This window comes from Streptomyces sp. NPDC001415, assembly GCF_053597395.1.
The window spans coordinates 56,509-79,317 of the sequence record NZ_JBSFIE010000012.1 but is presented as its reverse complement, the minus strand read 5'-3'; the positions used below and the strand labels follow the sequence as shown (position 1 = coordinate 79,317).

The window sequence follows — 22,809 nt, the reverse complement described above, 5'->3', positions numbered from 1 at the left end:
GGCGGCGTCAAGACGAACGAGAGACCCGGACGGACAGGTAGCGGTGGGGAAGCGAGGGTCGGTAGCGCGCCTGGCTGCCAAACGCGGTGGGTGTGGGGCCGCCAATGCTTTTCGATGGTTCCTTCACGGCTTCGACGGTGCGGTTCATTCTCGTTCTTCTTCTTTGCTTGCTGGTTCCGGTTGTGGTGGGACTGCCGGGCCATTGAGGCCGACGGGTTCCGGCTCCTGTGAAGGTGTTTCCGAGGGGCTTGTCGGGCGGTGGTTCAGCCGGTGGAGGCAGCGTCGAGAGAGGTCGCTGATCGAGGCGCTGTTGACGATTTCCAGCATGGGGAGGTCGCAGCCGAGTCTGTGCTGGATGGCGCTCTTGAGCTCCATGCCCATGAGGGAGTCCAGACCGAGTTGAGCCAGGGCCCGGTGGGCAGGCAGCCGGTCCGCGGTCGTCTGCAGGATGCTGGCGAGGACGCCGGTGAGGGCTTCGGTGAGCAGGGCGAGGGCGTCCTCGGGTGTCGCTGTGGCCAGTTGCCGGAGCAGGCTGTCATCGGTTTGGTGGATGGCTTGGTCGGCGGGCAGGACGGTGGAGAAGCGGGCGGCGGAGGCGGCCGGGCTCAGACGCTGCGCCTGCTTCCAGTCGACTTCGGCCAGAACGGTCACGTCGCTGCCGCAGGCAAGGAGGGAGCCGAGCGGTTGCAGGAGTTCGGCCGGGGGGACCGGGGGCAGGCCGATGCTCCGCAGGTATGCGCCCATGTCGTTGCGTGCGACGTGGCCGACATCGGCGACGGCTCCCCAGCCGACGGCCAGCGCCTGCCGTCCCGCATGTCGGCGGGCGCGGGCCAGGGCCTCCAGGAACACGTTGGCCGCTACGTAGTTGCTCTGGTGGAGATTGCCGATCAGTCCGGTGACCGAGGAGTGCAGCAGGAACAGTGCGAGGTCACGGTCGCGGGTCAGTTCGTCCAGGACGGCGGCGCCTGCCGCCTTGGGGGCGAGTACCTGCCGGAGACGTTCGTCGGTGAGCTCCGTCAAGGGCGCGTCGTCGAACACCGCGGCCGCGTGGACGACGCCTTGCAGTGGGTGTTCGGGGGTGTCGACGGCGTCCAGGACGGCACGCATGGCCGTGACGTCGGAGGCGTCCGCGGCATGGGTGGTGACCTGCACGCCTTGCCGGCGCAGCGCGTTGAGGAGCGCGGGTGCTTCGGGCGTGTTCGCACCGCGCCTGCCGGTCAGCGCGAGGTGACGTGCTCCTTGACTGGTGAGCCACTGGGCGGTGGCGGCGCCGAAGCCGGTGAGTCCCCCGGTGACGAGGTAGGTCCCCTGAGGATCCAGGGTGACTGGTGTCGGCTCGTTCTCCAGGTGCGGCGGCGGGTCCAGGGAGATGACGACTTTGCCGATGTGGCGTGAGTGCTGCAGGGCCTCGAAGGCGTCGGTGATCCGGTCGGCGGGGTAGACGTGGTGCAGGATGGGCCGGTAGACGCCGTCGCGTACCCGCTTGGTGATTTCTGGGCCCTCGACACGTGCGATTTCCGGGTGGTGGGTGAGCAGTTCGTTGATGTCGCCCACTGCTGACAGGGTGAGGTTCTTGAGAAAGGGACGTAGCAGCAGTCGGCTGTTGCCGTAGAGGTCGCGTTTGCCGAGCTCGATGAAGCGGCCGCCGCTCCTGAGCGTCTCCAGCCCTCGGCTGATGGCTTCGCCTGCGAGGGAGTTGAGGACGACGTCGACCCCTTGGCCGCCGGTGAGGTCCTTCACCTGGTGGGCGAAGTCCAGAGAGCGGGAGTCCAGGACGTGCCGGACGCCGAGCAGCCGTAGCAGGTCGCGCTTGGCGGGGGTGCCGGCGGTGGCGATGACCTCGGCGCCTGCGTGTGCCGCGTAGTGGAGCGCGGCCAGGCCCACTCCGCCGGCCGCCCCATGAACCAGGACCGTCTCGCCGGGCGCGAGCCGGGCGAGACGGTGCAGGCTGTGATGGACGGTGAGATACACGGCGGGCAGCGTGGCGGCCCGGCAGAAATCCATGCCGTCGGGGACGTGGCCGACCAAGGATGCCTGGATGGTGGCATGGGAGCGCAGGGTGTCGCAGCCGAAGCCGAAGACCCGGTCTCCCACAGCGAACCCGGTGACGCCGGAGCCGACCGCGGTGACCACCCCGGCGCACTCCAGGCCGAGGGCTCCGTCCTTGCCGGACGCTCCGTCCTTCGGCGCGCTGAGCGGGATCACGCCGAGGGACTGCAGGACGTCGCGGTAGTTCAGCGCTGCGGCGCGCACGGAGATGAGCACGTCGTCCGGCCCGGGACAGGGAACGTCGGCGGGTACCCAGGCCAGCTGGTAGGCGCGCCCGGGGGCGCGCATCCGCAGCGCGAAGGGGGTTCCCTCCGGGGCAGGTTGGGCGGTCGCTTGCGCGGGCCGGGCGTGGATCCGGGGCACGAAGCGGCCGGAGAGGGTGAGGAGGATTTCGTCCTCGGCGGTGGGGTCGGCGAGTTCCGCGGCCAGCCGGGCGGCGTCCGTCTCGGGCCGGTCGCCGGTTTCCAGGGAGATGCGGCGGACGGACAGTTGAGGGTGTTCGGCGGCAAGGCAGCGTCCCACGCCCCACACCGTCGCGGTCTCGGGGGCCAGGGGGCGTTCGGGGGCCGGCAGCACCCCGGTGGGGGGTGTGACCAGCCACAGGTCGACATCGTTGCGCCGGGAGGCGGACGTGACCAGGGCTCTGAGCGTCGCAAGGCGGCGCACCGTGCGGTCCATGTCCAGGTCCGGGCAGGCGCCGGTGTCCTGGCCGAGCAGCAGGACGACTCCGGTGTCCCCGGGTCGTTCGTCGAGCAGGGTCTGCCAGTCGGCGGGTTCGGTGCTCAGGGCGGCACGGCACGCGTCCGGGCCGTCCTTCGCGCGGAGCTGTCGGACGAGTGCGTCGGCAAGCGGGGTGTGCTGCGGGTCCGCGGCGACGAGCCAGGTGCGCGTCTTCTCGGTGGGCGCGGCCGGAACCGGGGCGCAGGCGGGTGCGGTGCGGTGCGGTCGCCGGGCAAGGAGGACGGAGGCGTCGTGTTCGTTCTGGCCCAGCACGACCGGATCGTCGTAGCCGGCCCGTGCCAGGACCTGTGTCCACGTGCCGGCGGACAAGAGTGGGCCGTTGGGCCTCAAGCCGGTGTCGTGCTGCTGCCAGAAGCCGGGGAGGATACCGAAGAGGAGTGCGGAGGCGGCCGGGTCGTGGTTCTCCGTGGCGAGGAGGTGGCCGCCGTCCGCGAGGAGTCGGCCGATGTGGTCGAGCGCGCGCTGCACGTCCTGTGCCGTGTGCAGCGCGTGGCCGGCGACCACGATGTCGAAGGATGCCTCGGGCAGTCCCTGCGGCACGGGGTCCTGGTCGAGGTCCAGCGTCCGGTAGGTGACGAAGTCATGGGCGCGAAAGCGCCGTTGGGCCCGGGGGAAGTGGCTTTCGGAGATGTCGGTGTACACGTAGTGGGTTCGCTCGGGCGGCAGTACGGGCAGCAGGAGCCCGGTGGTGCCGCCGCTTCCCGCGCCGACCTCCAGGATGCGCAGGGGCCGGTCGGCGGGCCAGGCGCCGACCAGGGTCTCCAGGGCTGTGCGGGCTGCTCGTGCGCTGAACCAGGACATGCCGCCCCCGGTGTACATCTCCTCCAGCAGGGGCCGATTGGTCTCGGTGAGCAGGACGTCCTCAGGGGCGCGGCCTCGCAGCACCTCGGGCAGCTGTGCTCCGCAGGAGCCGAGCAAGGTGAGTTCGACGGCCAGGCTCGGATACCGGTCGGTGAGTTCACGGAAGCGCTCCTGCGGGACGGCAGAGCGCACGATCCGCCACTCGTGGCCGTTGAACGTGACGAGCCCGTGAGATTGCGCGGTCTCCAGCAGCAGACCGAGCAGCTTCACGTATCGGTCCGATACGCCCGTGTCGGTCAGTTCGGCCACCGTGAAACCGTTGGCTCCCGCGTCGGGCAGTACGCTCGCGACGGCCGCCATACCGAAGTGCGCTGCAAGTTCTCGTGCCACGTCAAACGCATGGGCGCGGTCGCCGCGGCGCAAGGACGCGCGCAGCTCGTTCACGCCGGGGCCGCATGCGCGCGCGACCTCATGGGGGCCGGGAAGCGGGCTGGGTCCTGCATCGTGGCCGGGGCGGCAGGCCGCGCGCATCACTGTGACGTGGCGTGCGCCGGCGGTGGGAGGCTTGTCGATCCGCCGCAGCCGGACGCCTTCCAGGAGCAGGCAGACCTGCCCGTCGGCGTCGAGGACGGTGAGGTCCAGGAGCGACTCACGAGTGGACCGGGCCCGGATCCGGGCGTGGAAATAGCCGGTGGCAGGCAGCGGTTGCCATGCGCGGACCCGGTCGAGGGACGCGGGAAGATGCGGAATCCCCTGCACGGCCAGGTCTTCGATCAGGACGAGGCCGGTCTGGACGGCTCCGTCCAGCAGAGCGGGGTGTGCCTCGTAGCCGGACAGATCGGCCTCGGTGGTGTAGCGGGTCAGAGCCTGGCCCTCGCCGATGAGGAGATCGTCGCTCAGCACGAGGAAGTCCGGGCCGTACCGGACACCCGCTCGCTCGATCCCGCGGTAGAACTCCTGCGGCGTCCGGCGCTCGGTCAGCCCGGCCGCGAGAGCGTCGACGTCGATGCGTTCGGGCCGGGGTTCGAGCAGCCTGCGGGCCCGTCCCCGGGCATGCTCCTGCCAGGCATCACTACCCTCACCGCAGCTGGCGATCCGGGCCAGACCGTCGTCCGTTGTCAGCGTGGTCTGGATCTGGACCTGCCGACTGTCGTCGAAGGGCAGTACGAGCGCTCGGGGGATGGTGAGGTCGGTTACCTCTACGGCAGTGCTCCAGGCCCGTCGGCCGGCGGCCAGCATCATCTCCGTGAAGCCTGTTGCGGGCATGAGCACCGCATCGGCGATCTTATGGCCGGCCAGCCAGGGAGCGCGTGCGGGATCGAAGACGCCGTGCCAGGTGGGTTCTGCCACGGTCGCGCGTTCACCCAGCAGAGGGTGGTCGGTGCTGCCGTCACCGCAGCGGCGCACCCAGACAGCCGGACTGCCGTTCCAGTGGGACTCGCGCTCCCAGGGGTAGGCAGGCAGATCCACCACGCGGCCGGGCTGCGGAAAGAAGGCGTCCGTGACGCCCCGGGCCCCCGCCGCCACGAGATGACTGACCGCGGTGCGCACCGCCACCGGGCCAGGAATGTCCCGGCTGACGGTGGGCACGACGGTGACCCGGGAGAGCCCCTGGGCATGTGCCGAGCGCCGCAGATAGCTGCTCAGCACCGGATGCGGGCCGACCTCAAGGAAGATGTCGCAGCCCAGTTCGCGCAGGTGCCCAACCGCCGACGCGAACTGCACCGGGTGGCGCAGATTGCGCCACCAGTACGCCCCGTCCATCTCGGGACCGGCCAGCACCGTCCCCGTGGTGGCCGACGCGTACGGGGTGTGCGCGCGGTGGGTCTTCAGGCCGGCCAGTGCTGCCAGCAGGCCGTCCTCCAGGCCGTCCATGGCATGGCTGTGGAAGGCATATTCCAGGCCCAGGTCCTGGAAGAAGACGTCCTGTTGCCGAAGGTCCTGGCCCAGTGCCGCCAGGGCGGCCTTGTCACCGCTGACCGTCACGTCCCGCGCGGTATTGATCCCGGCGATCTCCAGCCGCCCGGCATACGGCTCCAGCAGCAGTCGGGCGGAATCCTCATCCGCGCCGACCGCCGCCATGCCCCATTCCCCGGCCGTCGACGCCTGGGCTCGCGAGCGTGCCACGACCACCTGTGCCGCCGCGTCCAGTTCGAGCACACCGGCCGCCCATGCGGCGGCCATCTCACCGGAGCTGTGCCCGACGACGCCGGCCGGCCGGACCCCGAAGCCCTTGAGCATCGCGACGAGCCCTACCTGCACGGCGAACAGCAGCGGCTGGGCGACATCGGTGGTCTCCGGCCGTCGGCGTCCGGCGTCGGCGGCCAGTTCCTCCAGCACTGACCAGCCCAGGTGTGGGCGCAGCGCCTCGTCCGCATCGGCCACCGCCTCCCGGAAGACGGGCTCGGCCGCCAGCAGGTCCGCCCCCATCCCGGCCCACTGCGAGCCGTTGCCGGAGAACGCCAGCGCCACCTGCCCTCGCTCGGCAGCGGCCGTCAGAGCACCCGCGACATGCTGCTCCCCGGAGGCCAACCGGCGAAGGATGTCGGCGGCTTCGACGGGGTTGTCCGCCAGCGCCGCTGCCCGGTGTTCGTGGTGGCCGCGCCGACGGGAAGCGGTGTATGCCAGGTCGTAGTAGTCCTGCTCGGCGCAGGTGTCGAGGCGCTCGGCCATACGACCGGCCGCCGTGACAACCGCCTCGGGGGTACGGGCTGACACCATGACCGGCAGCGGACCTGTTACATCGCGATATGCGGCCGGCTGGCGTTCGGGCCCGGCGGCGAGGACGACATGAGCATTCGCGCCTCCAAAACCGAAGGAGTTCACCCCGGCCACGGGCCGCCCGCCCGGTGACTGTTCCAGAGGGCGGGTTTCGGTGACGGGGGCGATCTGCAGGCCGTCGAAGTCGATCTGCGGGTTCAGCGGGAGGGCATGGAGGTTCGCGGGCACCCGCCGGTGCCGCAGGACCAGCATGGCCTTGAACATCCCGGCCATGCCGGACGCCGGTTCCAGATGGCCCAGTTGGCTCTTGACCGACCCCACCGGGAGCACCCGGCCCGGCGCCCGCCTCACCCCGAGGGCCTGCCCGACGGCACGGCACTCCGTGGGATCTCCGGTCGGCGTACCGGTGCCGTGCATCTCCAGATACGCGACATCGTCGGCCTCGACGCCCACCGCCTCGTACACCTCGCGCAACAGCGCCGCCTGAGCTTCCGGGCTGGGCTGGGCCAGCCCCGGTGTGCGCCCGTCGGTGTTGACGGCACTGCCGAGGATGACCGCGTGCACACGGTCACCGTCCGCCAGCGCACGGGACAGCGGTTTGAGGACCGCGAGACCGCCCCCCTCGGCCCGTACATAGCCGTCCGCCGCCGCGGCGAAAGTACGGCAGCGCCCGGTGGGGGACAGCATTGACGCCTTGGCGAACCCCAGGAACTCGAAAGGGCTCAGCAGGACGTGGACCCCGCCCGCCAGCGCCATCCCACAGCGCCCGGTGCGCACCGCCTCGCAGGCGTGGTGCAGGGCGACCAGCGCGGAGGAACATGCGGTGTCCACCGCAAGGCTGGGCCCATGCAGGTCAAGAAAGTACGAGACCCGGTTGGCGACGTTCGACAGGGCGCCACCCGTCATCGTGTAAGGATCGGTCGACATCTCCTGCAGCCCTTGCATCACCCCGAAGGACGGGCTGGAGACGCCCGCGTACACCGCCGTGTCGGACCCGGCGAGCGACGCGGAGGCGATACCGGCGTCGTCCAGCGCCTCCACCGCCATTTCCAGGAAGAGCCGCTGCTGCGGATCCAGACGCCCGGCCTCACGCGGCGACATCCCGAAATACCCGGCGTCGAAACCATGGATGTCGTCCAGGAACCCACCGGCAACGGTGTACGTCTTCCCCGGCCGCCACGCAACGGGGTCGAGCCAGCGATCCGGGTCGAACCGGTCCCGCGGTACTTCACCGACCAGATCCCGCCCCTCGACGAGCGCCGACCACAGCCCGTCCAGCGTGCTGATCCCACCCGGCAGCCGGCAGGAGGCACCCACTACAGCGATGGGGACACCAAGGTCAGGACGGTGCGACTTCATGGCTGCTCCTTGTGGCTCGGCGTCATCGACCTGGGGGGGAGGTCGGTTTCACGAAGGGGAGAGGTCGGGGAGGCCCTGCAACAGCACCGGGTCGACACGGTGCATCGGCATGAGGAGGTACAGGGCGGCCGCGTCCAACCTGGGGTTGTATCCGGGTTCTCCGCACACCCACGCGCCGAGCGTGAGGGCACCGCGCACCAGAGGCGGAATCAGGCAAGGGTCCGGTGGCGCGGTTACGTCACTCCGGCGCAGGGGCGTCCGTGGGCTGACCCGGTACTCCGCAGGGCACAAATGCCCAGGAGCGACCAACTGCCATACTCTGGAGGCCAGTTCACCGCCATCCCCGAGCGGTACCATGCACTTTCCGCCGACCCATGCATGGCCGGCCGCAAGGACGTATCGGGCGACGCCGAGCGTCAGTAGCGGAACGAGGACACCACCGCGGTGAGCCGGATGGAGGCAAGCCCTGCTGATCTCCACCAGGTCACCGTGGAGCCGCGCCTGCCCGCTCAGATCGAAGTCCGCCTCGGCGTCGAGACGCCCAGCGGCTGCAGCACTCCGGGGCAGCAACAGCCGACAGGTGCCGACGACAGCTCCGGTACCCGTCTCGCGTACGAGCAGGTGGTCGCAGTGCTCGTCGAGGCCGTCCATCTCATGGCCGTCAAGCGGTGTACCGGACCGAGCCCCCAACTCCTCCACGAACACCAGGTGGCGGAGCCGCTGGGCAGCCCGCACGTCCTGCACGTGCCGTGCCAACGACAGCGTGTAGCACGAGTTCTGCCCGGCCGAAGAGGGGCTTCCGGCAAGTTCAGGCGAGGCCACAGTGAACGTCCCTTTCACGAGCCCGTCTCGCATGAGCGGACCACCGGGGTGAGGATGTCACCGGCAGCCGACGGCGGCGTCCACCGTGACACGCAGTAGCGCGATACGACGGGAGATCCGTCGTCTTACTCCGGGAGAGGGACCGTTCGGGGGATCCATTCACCTGCTCGTCCCGTCCCGCGTGTTGGCGTCCGTGGTGTGCGAGCAGGATCTGACACTGGATGCACCCCCTGCCGGAACTCCCTCCTCCCCCCTGCCGTCGCCGTCAGGCATGGCCGGGGCCGGCTGCCGTGGCCAGGGCTGGGAGGTAGCCCTCGCGCTGGCCTTCCGCGGTGGGGTGGTAGGCCACGTCCGCGGTGAGGAGTGACGGAGCATGGATCCACGGGTCCGCGGAGCAGATCTCGTGGCCGGTGAAGGCGGCCGTGACGTCGGCGAAGACGTACCCGTGCGCGCGGGCGCGACCCCGGGTGACGCTGTTGAGGTGGTCGGCTGCGGTGTTGAGCGCGGACTGTTCCCGCCCGCTCACCGGCCCCATCAGGCAGGTGTCTTGGGTGAACAGGTGCGGGTAGCCGAGCACCACCACCCGGGCATGTGCGGCCTTGGCCTTGACGGCCCGGTAGGCGGCGTCGAGCTTTCCGGGCAGTTCATGGTCCATGACGTGCTCGGATCGGGCGACGCTCTCCAGGCAGGCGCTCTCACTGTTCAGGGTGCACGTCTTCATGACCTCGGCGAAACCGACGTCGTTGCCGCCGACGGTGATGCTGACCAGCGTCGTGCCGCCGTTGATCCCGGACAGCTGCGTCGCGGTGACATCGGTGCTGCTCGCCCCTGAGCAGGCCGCGAAGTCGAACCGCCCCGGGTGGTGTCCGGCGGCCCACAACGCGGTGTGCGCGAGCGAGCTGCGACGGCACTCGCCACCGGCGTCACCGGCACCGACACCCGAGGCGAACGAATCGCCCAGGGCCGTATAGCCGCCGACAGGGCTGGTCTTCTTGGCCGATTCACCGGTGGCGTGCGCGGCCGGGGCGGCCGCACACGCCAGCAGGAGGGACAACGGGCCTGCGAACGTCACCGCAAGACGGTGGCGCAGCCTGATAGCTCTCGTCATACCTCGCCAACGACGAGGACACGGACAGGACACGGAGCCCACGAGGGCTCACAGCAGCCCCAGGCAGTGTGCCGGACACCCTACGGGCGCGCCCAATGGACTATGCGCCGGGAGCGCGCCGACCCGCACAGACAGGTGGCTCCCCGCCGGGCCAGCTGCCGCTCACCTCCAACTCCCTTTCCGCGAGCGCCGCCCCCCACAACGGCTGAGCAACCTTGCCCACATTCAGATCTGTCAATCCCTTCGCGCCGTGGAGATCTTTCAAGCGGCCAGCTCCATGGTGGGGCCGGCTTGATGGTCTCGTTCGTAGTCGGTCCGGCTCCGGTATCCGCACACGCTGTGTAGCCGACGGGTGTTGTAGAAACCGGTGGTCCAGGTGGCGGTCTTCAGCCGTGCTTCGGTGCGGGTGGCGAGGGGGTGCCGATGGAGGTACTCGACCTTGAGCACGCTGTTGAACGCCTCGCTGACGGCGTTGTCGAAACATGAGCCGGCACGGCTCATGGACTGGGTCACGCCGAGCCGGCGGCAGGCCCGGCGGAAGCGCCGGGAGTGATATTCGCTGCCGCGGTCCGAGTGGAAGATCACGCCTCTGACGCCGCCGCCGCGGGTGGCCGCGGCCATATGCAGGGAGGCGACGACCAGCTCCGCGTCGTGGCGCTCGCCCATCGCATAGCCGAGCAGGCGTCGCGAGAAAAGATGGATCACGGTGGCCAGATACAGCTTGCCCTCGCCGGTGACGATCTCCGTCATGTCCCCGGCCAGACCTGGTCCGGGGCATCGGCGGTGAAGTCGCGGCGCACGAAGTCCGGGAACACGGGCCGCTTGCCCGGTCTGGTCGGCCCCCGGCGCCTGCGGATCTTCCGTCCGGTCAGGTCGAGTCCGGCCATGAGACGGGCGACGGTGTTCACCGACACCCTCCAGCCCTGGCGCACGAGCGTGATCCGGACCTTCGGCGAGCCATACGTGCCGCCCGAGGCGTCGAAGATCTGCCTGATCGCGTCGGCCAGTTTCCCGCGCCGCACCTCGCGGCCAGTGACGGGCTGGTGGCGCCACTTGTAGAACCATGACTGGCTCACGCCCAGGGCGCGGCACGTCAGGGTGTGCGGAATGTCCTGCTGGGCCTTGCAGTTGCTAATCACCCCGGCCACCTGGGCCGGGGCCGCCGCAGCTACTTCACCCACAAGGCCATTCAGTGTTTGAAGACATCGCGCTCCATCCCCAGCTCCCGTATCCGCTTGTTCTTCTCGCCCATCTCCCGCCGCAGCCGCTTCAGCTCGGCCCGCTCCGACTCCTTGACCGGGTTGCCGGGCGCGGCCGGCGCGGGCCGGTCGGAGGATGCCGAGCTGTTACGCCGCCACCGCGACACCCAGCTGTGCAGCGTGCCGGACCGGACACCGAGCTCCTCGGCGACCTCCGGGATCGGCCTGCCCGTCTCGATCACGATGCGTACAGCACCGCCACGGAACTCGGCGTCATACACCCGTTGCGTGGATTCCATGAGCCTCAACTCCCCCTGCAATCACGGACTCCACGCTACGAGGGGAGGGACACCGGGTGGGCTCCCCTGGAAGCCGTCGACCCGCGCACCATCGAGCCGGGCAAGCCCGAGGCAAAGACGCCCCGATCCCAGGCACCGCGGAGATAGCGCACGCCAGCTGAGGACTCGTGCCAGGCTCCATCCCACTCGATGGGGATGTACCCCACACCAGTCCGCCCGACGGGCGTGACCGACGAATCGGTATCCGCGCAGAGCCAGCCACCGGGCCTGGCTGCTTCCCGGCGCCGAACATGGCCGTCGACAGGCCGACGAGCAGCTCGCGCGCCCAGCTACTACCGGCTTCAGTGTGCAGACCACCAGCGAGAGGCCTGTGGCCGGGTGTCGGGTCACGTTGCCGTGCCCTGGCTACCCGACCACGTGTGGCCGGGTGCCGTGGCTCTGGTGTCGGGGTTCGGGCTGGTTGGTCAGCGTTCGAGGAGGGCGATGCGGATGGCTCGTTCGACGGGGGCGGCGGTGTTGGCGTTCCCCCCGGTGTCCTTTGCCGTGCCTTCGGCACGTTGTTGCGTCCTGTGGCAGTTGGTCGGCTCCACGCTTGAGCAGTTCACCCTGCCCAAAGATCAGAGGTAGGGAAATCCCCCTGCCAGGTGGGGTGTTCGTCCCAATGCGCCGAGCCTGCCGGGACCAGCAGAGTCCAGACATGAACTTTTCTCGGCTCCATGGAAGGTCAGCCAAGCGCGGTGTGCTCGCTCTGGTGTGCACCGTGACCGTACTGACAGGGGCAGGGTGCGGCACTGACCCTCAGCGGTCCTCCTCGCCCGCCTCCCCTGTCGCGTACCAACAGCCCGCAGCACGTGGTTCGGTGATCTCTGCAACCCCGGTGGCGGACTTGAGCGCCAAGGAGGTCGCGGCTCGTTTGGGAAAGGCCGGCATCGATGCGGCACAGGTCCGCTACGGCGTCCGGGCCCACCGGATCGTCTATCGCACCGTCGACATCAACGGCAAGTCCACCACCGCGAGCGAGCTGGTCGCGATGCCGATAAGCGACGTCCGCGATCTTCGGGTGGTGTCCTGGCTGCACGGCACGCAGGTGTACCGAGGGGAGGTGGCCTCGGTGAACGACGAGTCCACCGACCGGGCCACGGCGTTGCTGTTCGCCTCGACCGGCCGGGCGGTGTCCGCACCGGACTACCTCGGCTTGGGAAAGGGCCCTGGGATCCATCCGTACGGGAACCCGGAGGCGACCGTCAGCGCGTCGGTGGATGCCTTACGGGCGGCTCGTGCCTTCGCCCGCCAGGATGGTCGCACGCTCGACCGGCGTGTACTGGTCAGCGGGTTCTCCCAGGGCGGACCGGCCACGATGCTGGTCGGGCGGGCCCTGCAACAGGGCGTCGACCCGTACTTCCGTCCGGGGGCTCTGGTCCCGGTCTCCGGCCCCTTCGACCTGAGCGGTTTTGAGGCGGCCGCAGCAGCCGACAAGGTGGCCCGGTCATCCCTCTACCTCGCCTATTTCACCACCGCGTGGAACCGGATGTACGGCCTGTACGACACGGCGGACCAGGCATTCCGTGCCCCCTACGACAAGAAGGTGGACACGCTGTTCGACGGCAACCACCAGGCGTCGGAGATCGCGGCCGCGCTGCCGGCGACCTCGAAGGACCTGTTCACCGATGAGTTCCTCCAGAAGGTGCGCAAGCCCACGGGGATTCTGCAACGGAAGCTGCAGGTGATGGACAACACCTGTGACTGGAGGTCCTCAGTCCCGGTGCACCTCTTCCACGCCAGGGGTGACAAGGACGTCTCCTTCGCGAACGCCCTGTACTGCCAACGCCAGCTGGCCTCCCACGGAACTGTCCAGCAGCTAAGCGATGTCGGGCAGTTCGACCACTCCACAACCGTCCTCAAGGCCCTGCCACAGGTGGTGCGCGAGTTCGACTCCGCCCGCTGACCCGGCCCGCGATCGGCTGGCGGCCACAGCGCGCTCGAACCCCTGGCTGAAACACACGCCAACACTCGGCACGTAGCGCGGTGAAAATCTGCCACCACACATGAGATCGAGTGTGAGAACCCGTCAGCCCGAACGCGACCCGACGACTCGTCCGTCTTGCTCCCGTGTCCTTTGGGCCGAACAAAGGACACGGGAGCAGAGAAAGGGGCATTCGCGCTGAGGGCCTACAGTCGAGTTGGGCGCGATGGTTGTCAAGTCAAGTCCCATAAGGGGCAGCGGTCCGTGACCCGTGACTACTGGGCGGCTACGACGGCAGGGCAACTGCCCTGCGAGTCCCATCTGGAACGGCACCACGCAATGCTGATGGACTTCGATCCGCAGGTCACGGGCCTGGTCGGCCAGCCGTTCCGACTGTTCTGACCGGGGCGGCGGGGCCGCCGGGGACACGTCCCGGATTTCTTCGCTCGGCTTGATAACGGTGGTGGACTCGTGGTGGACGTCCGTCTGCATGAGCACATCGAGCCGGACGGTGCGGAGGCGTTCGCGGCGACTGCACGGGCCTGCGAGCTCGCCGGATGGACCTTTCGCCGAATGGGGGGCGATCGATCCGGTGTTGCTGGCGAACATCAGATGGCTGGCCGGCTATCGGCACCCGCGCAACCACCGGGAACCCGCGGCCTCGGAGCTGGCGGCGGCATTCGCCGAACCAGGAGCCCTGTTGGCCGGAGCCGAGCGGGTCGGCGACCGGCTGGCGGTGCTGCCGGTCCTCTATCACTTGCTCTGGCGCCGGAGTCTGGAAGTCGACCTGGAATCAGGGATGTTGGGACCGCGTAGCATGGTTCGCCGGGCGGTGAAGGCCAGGTCCCGCCGGCCGCACTCCACCCTGGACAGGCGGCTGCGCCCGCAGATGGGCCTGTACCGGGCCGTCCTGGCCGAGCGTCGGCGTCCGCGCTACGTAGACAGCGCCCAAGCCCCCACGGTCTCCAGTACCGCCCACAACCGGTCCAATTCACCGATGTCGCACACGGTGTCACCGGCCGCCCGGATCGCGGCAATACGGGTGCGCGCCTGCTCAATGTCCATGAAGCAATCACTCCTTATCGGGTTCTGCCGTAACGCGCCTGGCGCTGAGGCCACTTGACGGGATGTCATGTCACTGCACCAGTCCTGCTGTGGCCTGTTCAGCCCGCCGTACAAGCTCGGCCGACTTCGGGTCGACAGCGGCAAGGAGCTCCTCGGCCGGCACTGTCACGTCGAGTTGGGCCCGTGAGACGATCTTGGGGTTGAGTGTCTCGGGGAGGGGGGCTGGTCGTGGAGTCCGCAGCGCCGTTTACCGGGGCCACCGATACCCGGTGGAGCCCATTTCCCACTGCGTGTGGCTGTACTTCCGGTTCCCGCTGTCCTACCGCGAGGTCGAGGAGCTCATGCTGGAACGCGGCGTCGAGGTCTCCTACGAGACCGTCCGCCAGTGGTGCGCCACGTTCGGGCAGGACCACGCGAACCGGCTGCCTCGGCGCCGCCCGCGGCCCGGCGACAAGTGGCACATGGACGAAGTCTTCATCCGTATCCATGGACGCCAGCACTACCTGTGGCGGCCGTTGACCAGGACGGCAACGTCCTCGACATCCTCGTGCAGCCCAAGCGGAACGCGCAGGCCGCGAAGAGGTTCTTCCGGCGCCTGCTCAAGGACCCTGAGTACGTGCCCCGTGTGATCGTCACCGACAAGCCGCGCAGTTACGGCGCCGCCCACCGCACCGTCATGCCCTCGGTGGAGCCGCTCGCCGACGTATCTGAACAACCGCGTGGAGAACAGCCACCAGCCCACGAGGCAGCGCGAGCGCGCGATGAAACGCTTCCGCCCAGCCGGCGGAGCACAACGGTTCCTTTCCGCCTTCTCCGGAATCTCACCCCCGCTTCCGGCCCCGCCGCCACCTGCGCGCCGCCCACGCCTGCCGCACCGACATGACCGACCGCTTCCGCACCTGGACCCAGGCCACCGGACGCCCCGCCGGCGCCTGACCCCGGTACGCCCGGGGCACAACTACACCCTGACACACCATCAGACCACCCCGACCTCAACAACGCGACAAGGCCCTTGGGAGTAATTCGGGCGGTGCTGGTCAGACAGTGAAATGAGAGGGGTCGTACAGGTGGGCGTTTCTGCTTGTCCCGTTCGAGTGACAGGCGCATGTCTGCCCACCGAGTCGGGCAACCATGCGATGGCTCGAACAATCCACTGGGTCAAGCCCCACTGCCTGGACAGTAAAGGGAACCTCATGCGCCGTATCGCCGCAGTTATCCTCGGAACTGCCTGCATCTTCGGACTCACCATCACCACCGCCATGGCTGTCCCTTCCGACGGGCCCTTCGGCGACGTCGGTGACAAAGTGCTCATGCTCCCCGGCTTTCATGGCGTCCGGTAGTTCTGAAACGCGGGCCCTGTTCATGTTCAGGATCCTGGAAGGCGCCCTGTGGTGGCAGCGGGGCGGGCGGAGTCGTTGGTCCAGCCGTCCTCGAAGGTTGGGGCAAGCAAGTTCTCGTGGTGGGGGCGGGTTGGCCGGTCACCGGTCCTGCGCCAACTTGTAGAGCTCGGCGAACAACCCGACGTACGCCCGGATCATCGCGCTCGACGTGGTCGCCCAGGCCGAGCAGCAGGCCAAGCAGGGAGGCATCGATCAGGGCGTGGGCCACCTGGCGCCGGGCCATCGACACCACGACCGGGGTGAAGTCCACCCCGCGGCACCCTGCTCAAGTCGAGCGTTGACGCTCCTTTAGGCGGACGACCAGGGCAAGGCCTGTGCTGGTCGAAAACTCAGCCACATTGCTTGGCCTGCAGCTTCGGCATGACCATGATCAGTTCCCGTGCTTGTCCCGCTGGTCTACCGGCTCCTGGTCACGGTGCTGTCCTGGCTGACGCTCCTCGCCCGGTCCTCGGCGTCCAAGGACGCGGAGATCCTCGCGTTCCGGCATGAGGTCGCGATCCTGCGCCGGGTGAGCCCGATGCCGCGCCCGGCGTGGCCGGATCGGGCTGTACTCGCAGCCTCGCCCACATCGGGCCGAAGACGCTGCGTGGGCACCGGATCGTCACCCCGGACACGCTGCTGCGCTGGCACCGCGAGCTCGTCGCAGCGAAGTGGCGCCAGCCGAAACCGCCGGGACGCCCGCCGATCCCCGCCAGGCTCGCGGAGCTGATCCTCCGACTCGCCCGAGATAATCGCCGGTGGGGCGTGGTGCGCATCCAGGGCGAGCTGCGCCAGCTCGGGCACCGGGTCGCGGCCTCCACGATCCGCAAGACCTTGGCCGCCCACCGGATACCGCCACCCGCGGCCCGGGACGATGCGTGAGCCCGGAACGCCTTTCCGATCCCGCCCGTCCACCCACTTGGCGAGCGCCTCAATTGCCGGAATGGCCTTGCCGCCAATGAAGTTGACGACGTTCGTCTCAAGCGTCCGCTTGAACTGCTCGATCTTGGTCGATGCGTTGTCGCGCATCGCGTCGCCGGCCTTGTCGGTGGCGCCCTTGACCGCGCCGAGCGCCTTCACGGCGGTCGCCCGGTCCAGCTTGTAGAGCGCCCCCTGAAAGTCTTCGGCCTTGGTGCCGAAGAGGGCGACGGCGGTCGCGTTGCGTTCCGCCGGGTCCTTGATGGCCTTGATCCGCTGGAGAACATCACCGAGGGCTTTGGAGGCGGCCGGCCGCTCTTGGTGAAGGTGGCGGCCATCGTGTCGGCGTTGAGGCCGATCGACGTGAACGCGTCGACGGACGTCTTGCTCATGTCCTTCGAGCGGATCGCGAATTCTTTCAACGCGTCGGCGACGGTGTCCGCATCACGTGCTCCGCACTGGAGGCCCTGCTGCATGAGGCCCATCGCGGTCTGCGCGTCGATCCCCAAGTCGCGGAACTGCGTGGGGTATTCGGAGAAGGTGTCGAGGAGTTCCTCGGCCGCGTTCGTGCCGTTCTGCGAGCCCCGGACAAGGACGTCCATCGCCTCGTCGGCGGACTTCGCGATGCCGGATTGCAGCATCGTTCCGACCACACGCGAGACGTTGCCGACGTCCTCGCCCATGACCGCGGCGGTGTCGGCAACGCGCTTGCCCATCGTCTGGACCTGCGCCTGCGTCGCCTCGGGCGGCAGAAGGCCGTTTTGGGCGATGCCCTTGATGACCTCGGCGCCGTCCTCGACCAATCGACGATCGCCCCGGAGTACAGGGCGCCGGCGACCCTGCCGTACTTGGCCGCTACCGGGCCGGTGGCGCCGAGCTGGGCCTGGAGCTTGCCGGCGACCTTCTGCCGGTCCATGGCCTCGTGGCGTCACGCTGCTCGGCCCGGTCGTCGCCGACCACAGCAGCCAGGCCAAGGCCGGTTCGGGCTTCGGCAAGGCGGCCTTCACCGTCGACTGGGACAACGAGCAGGCCATCTGCCCGCGCGGGGCCACAAGTGTGTCCTGGACCGAGCTGAGGATGAAGGAGAACACGTATCTGCAGGCCCGGTTCGCCGAGGCAGACTGCCGTCCCTGCCCGGACCGCACCCAGTGCACCACCTCCGCGACCCGGCCCCGCTCCATCGCTGTGCTGCCCCGAGCGCTGCACGAGATCCAGACGCGCAACCGGCTCGACCAGCAGACCGAACAGTGGCAGCGCCGCTATGCGATCCGCGCCGGCATCGAGGCCACCCTTTCGCAGAACGTCCGAGCACACGGGCTACGACGTTCCCGCTACCGGGGCCTGGCTCGCACCCACGTCCAGCACGTCCTCACCGCGATGGCCTGCAACGTCGCCCGCCTCGCCGACCGGATCGACACCACACCCAGAACACGACGCCGGGCCACGCACTTCCGCACTCTGTGCTCAGCCACCGGATGACCTGGCCGACATCACCAGCAGAGTCCTGGTATTGCCTCTAGGGCCGTGGAGGACTGTCGGCGCGAGATCCGGCGCCGGGTGTCCGGAGAGCGCCGGTTCATTCGAAATCCCGGATGGCGTAGGGGACTTCGGTCGCAAGTGTTGTCACATGCGTTGACTTCTGCGCTGGGCGCCCCTTACGTTCAGCGCCGTTGTGTCCGATAGTTCGACAGGTGTTCGAGATATCGAACTTCTGTGATGGGGAAACGGTTCGGCGTCCGAAAGGAGCCTGATGCTCCGAACTTCCCGCATTCCAGACGCAACGTGCCCGCGGGGAAACGCTGACCGAGGACGGATGATGGACATCACAAGACGACAGTTCGGCCGGCTCACCGTGGTCGGTGCCGGTGCCGGTGCCGGTGCCGGTGCCGGTGCCGGTGCGCTCGCGCTGACGGGCCTGCTGCCATCGGGCCGAGCCGCGGCGGCCACACCTCCGGCCGACGCGTGGGGCGACCAGGGCGGCGACCAGGGCGACGGCACCTACGTCAACCCGATCACCCCGGCCGATCTTAGCGACTGGGAATGCATCCGGGAGCGTGCGCAGCGGCAAGGGGCCCGAGGTCTCCGGCGCTTCGGCGGCGGACGATGCCCCCGTGATCCAGTGGCCCTCGATCAGCAGGCCCGCCCAGCAGTGGGCCTTCCAGCCACGGGCGACGGCTACCACACCCTCACCTGCGTCAGCAGCGGCAAGGCGCTCGACGTGGCGGGGCCTCGACGGCGGACGGCGGGGCGGTCGTGCAGATGACCACCGACGGCCGGGCGAGCCAGCAGTGGCAGCTGCGCCCCGCAGCCGGCGGCGAGTTCGTCCTGGTCAACCGCCTCAGCGGCAAGTCCTCGACGTCAAGGGCGGCAGTACGGCCGACGGCGCCGCGCTGATCCAGTACTGCGACGTCGGCAGCTCCAACCAGCGATGGTCCTTCCCGCGCGTCACCGGCTAGCGGCTCCTGTGGCTCGGGAGCCACCCCGGCAGTCGCGACCCGGCACCACAACGACCGAGCAAACACTCTCTCGTCACCGAAAGGCGCAAGATGTCGTCCTCAGCCAACAGGCCCTCAGCCAACAGGCCCTCAGTCAGCAGACGGAGGCTTCTGCACATAGCCGGGGCCACCGCCGCGGCCGCTGCCACCGGGCCCTTCATCGGCGGCTCTTCCGCCCGCGCCGCGACCCCCTCCGCGCGGACCGCCGTCGGAGTTCTGGCGCAGCCTTTCGAGCTCGGCCAGGTCCGGCTCACCGCAAGCCGCTGGCTGGACAACCAGGACCGTACGCGGAACTACCTGCGGTTCGTCGATGTCGACCGCCTGTTGTACAACTTCCGTGCCAACCACCGTCTGTCCACCAACGGCGCGGCTGCCACCGGGGGATGGGACGCGCCGACGTTCCCCTTCCGCAGCCACGTCCAAGGGCATTTCCTCACGGCATGGGCGCAGTTGTACGCCGTGACCGGGGACACGGTCTGCCGGGACAAGGCGACGTACATGGTTGCCGAGTTGGCGAAATGCCAGGCGAACAACAGCGCCGCCGGTTTCAACGCCGGGTATCTTTCCGGCTACCCCGAGTCCGACTTCACCGCTCTTGAGCAGCGCACCCTGGCCAACGGCAACGTGCCGTACTACACCATCCACAAAACGCTCGTCGGACTGCTGGACGTATGGCGCCACATCGGCAGCACCCAAGCTCGTGACGTGCTGCTCGCCCTGGCGGGATGGGTCGACCTGCGCACCGGCAGGCTGAGCAGTGCGCAGATGCAGGCCATGCTGGAGACCGAGTTCGGCGGCATGAACGCCGTACTGACGGATCTCTACCAGCAGACCAATGACGCGCGGTGGCTCACCGTCGCCCAGCGCTTCGACCACGCCGCGGTGTTCGACCCGCTGGCGTCCAACCAGGACACGTTGAACGGACTGCACGCCAACACTCAAGTGCCCAAGTGGATCGGGGCCGTTCGGGAGTACAAGGCCACCGGTACCACCCGCTACCGGGACATCGCCACCAACGCCTGGAACATCTGTGTCGGCTCCCACACCTATGCCATCGGCGGCAACAGCCAGGCGGAGCATTTCCGTGCGCCGAACGCCCTCGCCGGATATCTGAACAAGGACACCTGCGAAAGCTGCAACACCGTCAACATGCTCACCCTCACCCGTGAGCTCTTCGCGCTGGACCCGGACCGGGCCGTGTTGTTCGACTACTACGAGCGCGCGTGGCTGAACCAGATGATCGGCCAGCAGAACCCGGCCGACGACCACGGGCACGTCACCTACTTCACCCCGCTCAACCCGGGAGGCCGGCGCGGCGTCGGCCCTGCCTGGGGCGGCGGCACTTGGAGCACCGACTACGGCACCTTCTGGTGCTGCCAGGGCACGGGCCTGGAAATGCACACCAGGCTGATGGACTCCATCTACTTCCACCGTGACAACGCGCTGATCGTGAACCTGTTCGTGCCCTCGGTGCTCACCTGGTCGGAGCGCGGGATGACGGTCACCCAGGCCACGTCGTACCCGGACAGCGACACCACGACCCTGCGCGTCACCGGCAACGCCGGCGGAACCTGGGCGATGCGCATCCGCATCCCGAGCTGGACCACCGGGGCCGCCATCAGCGTCAACGGCGTCGCGCAGACCATCGCCACCACTCCTGGCAGCTACGCCACTGTGAGCCGCTCGTGGGCCTCCGGTGACACGGTCACCGTCCGCCTGCCCATGCGGATCATCATGCGAGCGGCCAACGACAGCGCGAACGTCGCCGCGATCACCTACGGCCCGGTCGTCCTGTCCGGCGACTACGGTGACTCCGCGCTCAGCGCCCTCCCGTCGCTGAATACGTCCTCGATCACCCGGACCAGCAGCAGCTCACTCGCCTTCACCGCCACCGCCAACGGCTCCACCGTCAACCTGGGCCCGTTCCACAACGCACACGGCCACAACTACACCGTCTACTGGAACACCAGCGGCACCGGAACTGTCCGCCTCGCCAACGTGGGCAGCGGGCTGGTGCTTGGCATCCAGGACATGTCCACGGCCGACGGCGGCCGCGCTTTGCAGTGGAGTAACTCCGGCACCGCCGACCACGACTGGCAAATGATCACCGACGGAAACGCGGTCCGCTTCCGCAACGCCCACAGCGGCAAGGTGCTCGGCGTCCAGGGGATGTCCACGGCGGACAACGCCACCGTCCTGCAGTGGTCGGACAACGGCACCGCCGACCACAGATGGACGCTGCTCGACCAGGGCGACGGGACCTACAAGATCCGCAACGAGCACAGCGGCAAACTGCTCGCCATCGCGAACAACTCCACCGCTGTCGGCGCGTTCGCGGTCCAGGACTCGGACAACGGTACCGCCGACAACCGCTGGCGCATCGTGCGGAACTAGGGCCTCCACAGCACCCCGAACTCGATTGCAAAACGCAGGAGATGCGCATGTCCGCGGTTCTCTCCCGACTGGCGGCGATCATCGTCACCGTCGGTCTGCTCTTCGCCTCGCAAGTCTTCGGCGCGGCCGTGCACGCTGCTGCCGCCGAACCGGGCTACCTGATGGTGCACTTCACCGGCGACTCCGCGACCGGCCAGATGCTGTACCTCGCGCACAGCACGGACGGCCTGCACTGGAACGATCTCAATGGCGGCGCACCGATCCTGCGCTCCACCGTGGGCACGCGCGGGGTGCGCGACCCCGCGCTGGTTCGCTCTCCCGACGGCAGCCGGTACTGGATCATCGCGACCGATCTGTGTGTCCGCTGCGGCTCCACGTACGAAAAGGGCAGCCCCAACCTCGTGGTGTGGGAGTCGACGGACCTGGTCACCTGGTCGCAGCCGCGGCTGCTCAACGTCGCCGGCGCGATCCCCGACGGGCGCAACGCCTGGGCACCGGAGGCGATCTGGAACCCCGAGACCAACGACTACGTGCTGTACTGGGCGACGAACGCCACCTTGAACGGAGTGCTGAAGTACCGCATCTACTACGCCCGCACCAGCGACTTCCGCACCATCACCACCCCGCGGGTGTACATCGACCCGCCGGGCACCACGCCGGTCGTCGACACCCAGATGACCGAGGTGCCGCCGGGTGTCGGCACCTACCGCTACGTGCGGGTCTCCGGCGACGGCCGGAACACGGTCGAGGGCAGCAACTCGATCCTCGGGACATGGACCGACCTCGGCAACCTCTCCAGCCTGGGCCTCACCGGGAACGTGGTCGAAGGCCCGGTGTGGATGAAGTTCAGGGATCGCGACGAGTGGGCCCTCTACATCGACCAGCTCGGCCAGAACGGCGTGCGCGAATACCGGCCCATTCTGACCGGCAATCCGTTCGAGGTCGGCGGCTACCGGCTTGAGGCGCCGGGGAACTACGACATGGGCGGCACCGCGAAGCGCCACGGCGCGATCATGACGCTCACGGCCGCCGAGGAGAGCCGCGTACTCGCCCGCTGGCCCGACACCCCGGCCAAGCGGCTGCAGTCCTACAACTTCCCGGACCGCTACGTGCGGCACGCGAACGTCGACGTACGCATCGATCCCGACGTCAGCCCCGCTGACGACGCCCAGTTCCGGCCCAGGTCCGGTCTGGCGGGCTCCGGCACTGTGTCCTTCGAGTCGGTGAACTTCCCCGGGTACTTCTTGCGGCATTCCGGCTACGACTTCCAACTTGCCCACAACGACGCCACCGGCCAGTTCGCGGCGGACGCCACCTTCCGGCAGGTGGCAGGCCTCGCCGAGCCGTCCTGGGCGTCGTTCCAGTCGTACAACCACCCCGACCGGTACATCCGGCACTACGCCTTCCAACTGCGCCTCGACCCGATCACCACGGCGACGGGCCGCAACGACGCCACCTTCCGCGTGACGAGCTGACTCGCACGTGACAACCCCCCA

16 protein-coding genes and 1 pseudogene are annotated in these 22,809 nt (G+C 68.8%); 8 read left to right on the top strand and 9 right to left on the bottom strand.

What is annotated here, in order from left to right:
- Positions 1 to 144 precede the first annotated feature (144 nt).
- From ACWC2B_RS18440 to ACWC2B_RS18415, 6 genes are all read right to left on the bottom strand, one after another.
- Positions 145 to 7,671 carry an SDR family NAD(P)-dependent oxidoreductase gene (locus ACWC2B_RS18440; RefSeq protein WP_450717721.1) on the bottom strand — a complete coding sequence of 2,509 codons (7,527 nt, stop codon included), beginning with the start codon at positions 7,669 to 7,671 and terminating at the stop codon, positions 145 to 147.
- A 48-nt stretch (positions 7,672 to 7,719) separates the two neighbouring features.
- Positions 7,720 to 8,526 carry a GNAT family N-acetyltransferase gene (locus tag ACWC2B_RS18435; protein WP_450717719.1) on the bottom strand — a complete coding sequence of 269 codons (807 nt, stop codon included), beginning with the start codon at positions 8,524 to 8,526 and terminating at the stop codon, positions 7,720 to 7,722.
- Positions 8,527 to 8,758: 232 nt separating this feature from the next.
- Positions 8,759 to 9,565 (bottom strand): SGNH/GDSL hydrolase family protein, encoded by an 807-nt coding sequence (locus ACWC2B_RS18430; protein ID WP_450717717.1) that lies wholly within the window; start codon positions 9,563 to 9,565, stop codon positions 8,759 to 8,761.
- A 297-nt stretch (positions 9,566 to 9,862) separates the two neighbouring features.
- Complete coding sequence (locus ACWC2B_RS18425; protein ID WP_450717715.1) at positions 9,863 to 10,351, bottom strand: IS3 family transposase; 489 nt, start codon at positions 10,349 to 10,351, stop codon at positions 9,863 to 9,865.
- Complete coding sequence (locus ACWC2B_RS18420; protein ID WP_450717713.1) at positions 10,348 to 10,782, bottom strand: IS3 family transposase; 435 nt, start codon at positions 10,780 to 10,782, stop codon at positions 10,348 to 10,350. Before ACWC2B_RS18420 ends, ACWC2B_RS18425 begins: the two co-directional genes overlap by 4 nt.
- An 8-nt stretch (positions 10,783 to 10,790) precedes the next feature.
- Positions 10,791 to 11,099, bottom strand: a complete 309-nt coding sequence (locus tag ACWC2B_RS18415) for a transposase (protein WP_450717711.1) — start codon at positions 11,097 to 11,099, stop codon at positions 10,791 to 10,793.
- An 877-nt stretch (positions 11,100 to 11,976) separates the two neighbouring features.
- Between ACWC2B_RS18415 and ACWC2B_RS18410 the strand changes: the two genes are divergently transcribed.
- Together ACWC2B_RS18410 and ACWC2B_RS18405 are read left to right on the top strand one after the other, a co-directional pair.
- Positions 11,977 to 13,044 (top strand): hypothetical protein, encoded by a 1,068-nt coding sequence (locus ACWC2B_RS18410; RefSeq protein WP_450717951.1) that lies wholly within the window; start codon positions 11,977 to 11,979, stop codon positions 13,042 to 13,044.
- 282 nt (positions 13,045 to 13,326) lie between these two features.
- Positions 13,327 to 13,464 carry a hypothetical protein gene (locus ACWC2B_RS18405; protein WP_450717709.1) on the top strand — a complete coding sequence of 46 codons (138 nt, stop codon included), beginning with the start codon at positions 13,327 to 13,329 and terminating at the stop codon, positions 13,462 to 13,464.
- A 531-nt stretch (positions 13,465 to 13,995) separates the two neighbouring features.
- Here the strand turns inward: ACWC2B_RS18405 and ACWC2B_RS18400 are convergent.
- Entirely contained in the window at positions 13,996 to 14,127 is a 132-nt protein-coding gene (locus ACWC2B_RS18400; RefSeq protein WP_450717707.1) for a hypothetical protein, read from the bottom strand.
- 200 nt (positions 14,128 to 14,327) lie between these two features.
- On the opposite strand from ACWC2B_RS18400, the pseudogene ACWC2B_RS18395 reads away from it, so the two are divergent.
- Positions 14,328 to 15,063: pseudogene (locus ACWC2B_RS18395) on the top strand (IS6 family transposase).
- Positions 15,064 to 15,923: 860 nt separating this feature from the next.
- On the opposite strand, the gene ACWC2B_RS18390 reads toward ACWC2B_RS18395, so the two are convergent.
- Positions 15,924 to 16,586, bottom strand: coding sequence for a hypothetical protein (locus tag ACWC2B_RS18390; protein WP_450717705.1), 663 nt, complete (start codon positions 16,584 to 16,586; stop codon positions 15,924 to 15,926).
- Positions 16,583 to 17,515 carry a phage tail tape measure protein gene (locus ACWC2B_RS18385; protein WP_450717703.1) on the bottom strand — a complete coding sequence of 311 codons (933 nt, stop codon included), beginning with the start codon at positions 17,513 to 17,515 and terminating at the stop codon, positions 16,583 to 16,585. Before ACWC2B_RS18385 ends, ACWC2B_RS18390 begins: the two co-directional genes overlap by 4 nt.
- On the opposite strand from ACWC2B_RS18385, the gene ACWC2B_RS18380 reads away from it, so the two are divergent.
- The 5 genes from ACWC2B_RS18380 to ACWC2B_RS18360 all read left to right on the top strand — a co-directional run bounded on the left by ACWC2B_RS18380 (position 17,502) and on the right by ACWC2B_RS18360 (position 22,788).
- The gene (locus ACWC2B_RS18380) at positions 17,502 to 17,903 is read left to right on the top strand and encodes a transposase (protein WP_450717701.1); all 402 of its coding nucleotides are present in this window, start codon (positions 17,502 to 17,504) and stop codon (positions 17,901 to 17,903) included. The genes ACWC2B_RS18385 and ACWC2B_RS18380 overlap by 14 nt on opposite strands.
- A 337-nt stretch (positions 17,904 to 18,240) precedes the next feature.
- On the top strand, positions 18,241 to 18,687 hold the full coding sequence (locus ACWC2B_RS18375; RefSeq protein ID WP_450717699.1) for a hypothetical protein: 447 nt from the start codon (positions 18,241 to 18,243) through the stop codon (positions 18,685 to 18,687).
- Positions 18,684 to 18,818, top strand: a complete 135-nt coding sequence (locus ACWC2B_RS18370) for an RICIN domain-containing protein (protein WP_450717949.1) — start codon at positions 18,684 to 18,686, stop codon at positions 18,816 to 18,818. The genes ACWC2B_RS18375 and ACWC2B_RS18370 overlap by 4 nt, the downstream gene beginning before the upstream one ends.
- A 152-nt stretch (positions 18,819 to 18,970) precedes the next feature.
- Positions 18,971 to 21,313, top strand: a complete 2,343-nt coding sequence (locus ACWC2B_RS18365; RefSeq protein ID WP_450717697.1) for a beta-L-arabinofuranosidase domain-containing protein — start codon at positions 18,971 to 18,973, stop codon at positions 21,311 to 21,313.
- 47 nt (positions 21,314 to 21,360) lie between these two features.
- Positions 21,361 to 22,788 carry a glycoside hydrolase family 43 protein gene (locus tag ACWC2B_RS18360; protein WP_450717695.1) on the top strand — a complete coding sequence of 476 codons (1,428 nt, stop codon included), beginning with the start codon at positions 21,361 to 21,363 and terminating at the stop codon, positions 22,786 to 22,788.
- Positions 22,789 to 22,809 lie beyond the last annotated feature (21 nt).

What these genes read in the sequence shown, in the direction of transcription:
- ACWC2B_RS18425 (WP_450717715.1), bottom strand. Translation starts at nt 10,351, where the DNA reads ATGACGGAGATCGTCACCGGCGAGGGCAAGCTGTATCTGGCCACCGTG.
- ACWC2B_RS18435 (WP_450717719.1), bottom strand. Translation starts at nt 8,526, where the DNA reads ATGCGAGACGGGCTCGTGAAAGGGACGTTCACTGTGGCCTCGCCTGAA.
- ACWC2B_RS18415 (WP_450717711.1), bottom strand. Translation starts at nt 11,099, where the DNA reads ATGGAATCCACGCAACGGGTGTATGACGCCGAGTTCCGTGGCGGTGCT.
- ACWC2B_RS18370 (WP_450717949.1), top strand. Translation starts at nt 18,684, where the DNA reads ATGACCACCGACGGCCGGGCGAGCCAGCAGTGGCAGCTGCGCCCCGCA.
- ACWC2B_RS18400 (WP_450717707.1), bottom strand. Translation starts at nt 14,127, where the DNA reads ATGGACATTGAGCAGGCGCGCACCCGTATTGCCGCGATCCGGGCGGCC.
- ACWC2B_RS18360 (WP_450717695.1), top strand. Translation starts at nt 21,361, where the DNA reads ATGTCCGCGGTTCTCTCCCGACTGGCGGCGATCATCGTCACCGTCGGT.
- ACWC2B_RS18380 (WP_450717701.1), top strand. Translation starts at nt 17,502, where the DNA reads ATGAAGGAGAACACGTATCTGCAGGCCCGGTTCGCCGAGGCAGACTGC.
- ACWC2B_RS18375 (WP_450717699.1), top strand. Translation starts at nt 18,241, where the DNA reads ATGGACATCACAAGACGACAGTTCGGCCGGCTCACCGTGGTCGGTGCC.
- ACWC2B_RS18440 (WP_450717721.1), bottom strand. Translation starts at nt 7,671, where the DNA reads ATGAAGTCGCACCGTCCTGACCTTGGTGTCCCCATCGCTGTAGTGGGT.
- ACWC2B_RS18365 (WP_450717697.1), top strand. Translation starts at nt 18,971, where the DNA reads ATGTCGTCCTCAGCCAACAGGCCCTCAGCCAACAGGCCCTCAGTCAGC.